Raw genomic sequence first — 3,207 nt, forward strand, 5'->3', positions numbered from 1 at the left:
TTGTTGAACGAAGCCGCTTTGCGGCAGAAATAAGAGCACACCACATTATCTCCCAGCCTAAATACTTACCGGATGCAACCTGATTGGGGGTTGCTTACACCGGAGTATGATCATGAACCTGCACGAACAACAACGCTTCGATTACCTGTATCAACAACATCTTACCAACTTAACCTTGCAAGGCAAGCGGCCCGCCACTATTGATGGCTATAGCCGCGCTATACGACGTATCACGGCCTATTTTGACCGCTGCCCTGATACGCTTTCTACCGCTGATTTAAAGCGCTACTTTGCCGATTTGATTGCCTCCCACTCCTGGAGCACGGTCAAGCTCGACCGCAACGGCTTGCAGTTTTTCTATACCCATGTGCTCAATAAATCCTGGGAGTGGCTCAGTATTGTCAAACCACCGCAAGTCAACCGGCTGCCTGATATTCTCACCCCCGACGAAGTCGCCAGACTCATCAGTCAGACCCAACAACTGCGGTATCAGGTGTGCTTTCTCACCTTGTACAGTATGGGATTGCGTCTGGGAGAAGCGCTTTCGCTGCAGGCCGGAGATGTTGATGCCGCATTAATGCAGGTGCATATCCGCGATGCTAAAGGGGGGAAAGACCGGTTGGTGCCACTGCCTGAGCGTACTCTGCTGGCACTGCGGTATTACTGGCGAACCCACCGTCATCCGCAGTTGCTGTTTCCCGGTAAAGAGAACCAGCCCGATGCATGTATGGACAGAGGCGGTGTACAAAAAACCATGAAGCTGGTGCTTGCCCAGTGCAACATTCATAAAACCATCAGCCCACACAGCCTGCGACACAGCTATGCCACCCACTTGCTGGAGCAAGGTCTTGATTTACGCTCAGTCCAGACTCTGCTTGGTCATCACAGTCTCAACACCACCGCACGCTACACCCGGCTCACCGCTATCACCCGTAAAAACACGGCTGAGGCCATCAATCAACTGACCAATGGCCTGGCGCTGCACTGGGAGTGTGGGGTATGAGTTTCTTTATTGATATTCTGCGTCAGTACAAGGATGCCTTTGTGCACCACTACGCTTCGCGCATCACGCCTGATATCCACCAGGCGATACAGGCCATGCTCAGTTGTCGAACTGAGACTGCACGTGTCAGTCGCTGGGGATGCCAGAACTGCACTCATTCTGCTGAATTCCCGCTCTCCTGTGGCCACCGCAGTTGTCCGCAATGCCAGCACAGCACCACCAGCGATTGGCTCATCCGCCAGCAAGCTAAGTTGCTACCCGTTCATTATTTTATGGTGACCTTTACCTTGCCATTTGAATTAAGGACGATGGCCCAGGCTCACCCTGAGCCGGTGTATCAGGCCATGTTTGACGTAGCCGCTTCTGTACTTAAAGACTTTGCCACCCGTTCACCGAAACTCAGTGGTGACATCGGTTTTACCGGTGTGCTGCACACCCACAGCCGACGGCGGGATTATCATCCCCATCTTCATTTTATTATTCCAGCCGGCAGCTACCACACCGGTAAACACCAATGGCGTACATGCAAAAGCCATTACCTGTTTAATGCCTTTCATCTGGCGAAGGTATGGCGGGCACGATTACTGGAGTCGCTAAACGCTACACCCGGACTGACACTACCCAAGCAGTTGCCGCAGAAATGGGTGGTCGATTGCCAGCATGTCGGTAAAGGTGCGCCAGCGCTGCAGTACTTGTCCCGGTACCTGTATCGTGGTGTATTGCCGGACAGCAGTATCATTCGTCATGTCGACGGGCAGGTCAGCTTTGAGTATCAGGACAGTCAGACGCATACCAAACACATCCGCACCTTGCCTGCTCTCGAATTTCTGTGGCTGGTGTTGCAGCATGTATTGCCCAAAGGGTTTAGGCGGGTCAGAGATTACGGAGTACTGCGCGGCCATTGCCGTCCTCTGCTCAGGCGCATTCAACTGATGCTTGCTGTGGCAGGAGCCGTGTTCCCGCCGCTCTGTGAACTAAAGCGCACTTCAGCCATGCGTTATTGCCCCTGCTGTCAGCAGCCGATGCGTTTTATGGGAATAAGCACCCCTCACCGAACGACCATGGTTCAGCACCACAGTGTGCTAAACAGAGCAGGCGCTATGTTGTGAGCCTGGATACATCAACCTAAAACGAGATGGTAACGAACTGAAATACATAGAATAAATTTAGTAGCGTTGAAGCTAAGGGATCACTACATCTGCTAAAAAGTCGGCTCGTTTTTTTGAACGCAGCGACCTCAAATTTTCCATCCGCTATTTACATAATAATGTGGCACAGTCAGGCACCGGGCTTGTTCAACACTTGGGATAAGGTCGCGGCTGCGCGCGGCCTATCCTTATTTGTTATGTTTGATTGCTCATTTCCTCGATCAATCTGTATGACTTCGACTCAGGATCTCGCAGGATAGAGATTGTATCTGTCATGATGTATTGCTCCCACGATTTCGCATTGGTATGAAAATCAGAGTAGTAAATGGCATCTTCGACTCTTCGGAAGTGTCTAAACCAGACACCAAGTTCAGGCTCTGTTCTTCTGATGTAGTTGTAATCACTGGTCACGGTAACAACAGCGAACGGAAAATGATGGACGATGATTAAGACCTTATCACCCACTTCCATATTCTTTGCGAAATCAACGTAATCTTTCTGGGTAGACAGAATTTCTTGATGAGCATCTGAGAGCAGATCACCAACATCGGTTGCAAAATCGAGCCCAATGAAACCAGCAGCAATGCTCTGGTTTGCGTATAGACCAGCATTTGCAGAATCATCGGGGTGCAGTTGCATGCGCCAATAGTTCATCGAAGTTTCCTTTTAAATTCTGTCCAGTGGATCGAAGCGGAACGATGTTTGACCACTTTGCTAGGTATTACTTACGCTCGCCCAAAAAGGCGTAGCTTCTTCTAATGCGATGCCCGTGAGCAGATGATAGTTTGCAATGGCTCGTTCCAGCATTTCCTCAGCATCTGACTTCAGGTCAAAGCTAACTGATTCATCACCAGCATAATGTTTAAGCTCATTGCGAGTTTGATTTAATAGGTCAGCAACAAGCTTTTCAGTGTTTGGATCAGTGTCACTATGCTGCCTTGCGAAAGCAACTATTTCGTTTTTTATTTGCTCAAAGGTCGGAGTTTGGCCGAGAGCGCGGAGTCTTTTACCAAGAATTTCTTCAGCTGCGTATTCTGCCCCAAAGTGAACACCTAT

At 50.0% G+C, this 3,207-nt stretch carries 4 protein-coding genes; 2 read left to right on the forward strand and 2 right to left on the reverse strand.

Features of this window, described 5'->3' with window-relative positions; all coding sequences use genetic code 11:
- Positions 1-112: 112 nt before the first annotated feature.
- Together EMM73_RS19665 and EMM73_RS19670 are read left to right on the forward strand one after the other, a co-directional pair.
- On the forward strand, positions 113-1,003 hold the full coding sequence (locus tag EMM73_RS19665) for a tyrosine-type recombinase/integrase (protein ID WP_127687549.1): 891 nt from the start codon (positions 113-115) through the stop codon (positions 1,001-1,003).
- Positions 1,000-2,112, forward strand: a complete 1,113-nt coding sequence (locus tag EMM73_RS19670; RefSeq protein WP_127687547.1) for an IS91 family transposase — start codon at positions 1,000-1,002, stop codon at positions 2,110-2,112. The genes EMM73_RS19665 and EMM73_RS19670 overlap by 4 nt, the downstream gene beginning before the upstream one ends.
- 234 nt (positions 2,113-2,346) lie before the next feature.
- On the opposite strand, the gene EMM73_RS19675 is transcribed toward EMM73_RS19670, so the two are convergent.
- Together EMM73_RS19675 and EMM73_RS20130 are read right to left on the reverse strand one after the other, a co-directional pair.
- Entirely contained in the window at positions 2,347-2,805 is a 459-nt protein-coding gene (locus EMM73_RS19675; protein ID WP_127688461.1) for a hypothetical protein, read from the reverse strand.
- Positions 2,806-2,865: 60 nt separating this feature from the next.
- On the reverse strand, positions 2,866-3,207 hold a 342-nt coding region (locus tag EMM73_RS20130; protein ID WP_186435311.1), incomplete at its 5' end, for a hypothetical protein.

This window comes from Rheinheimera sediminis (assembly GCF_004005375.1).
Lineage (GTDB): Bacteria > Pseudomonadota > Gammaproteobacteria > Enterobacterales > Alteromonadaceae > Pararheinheimera.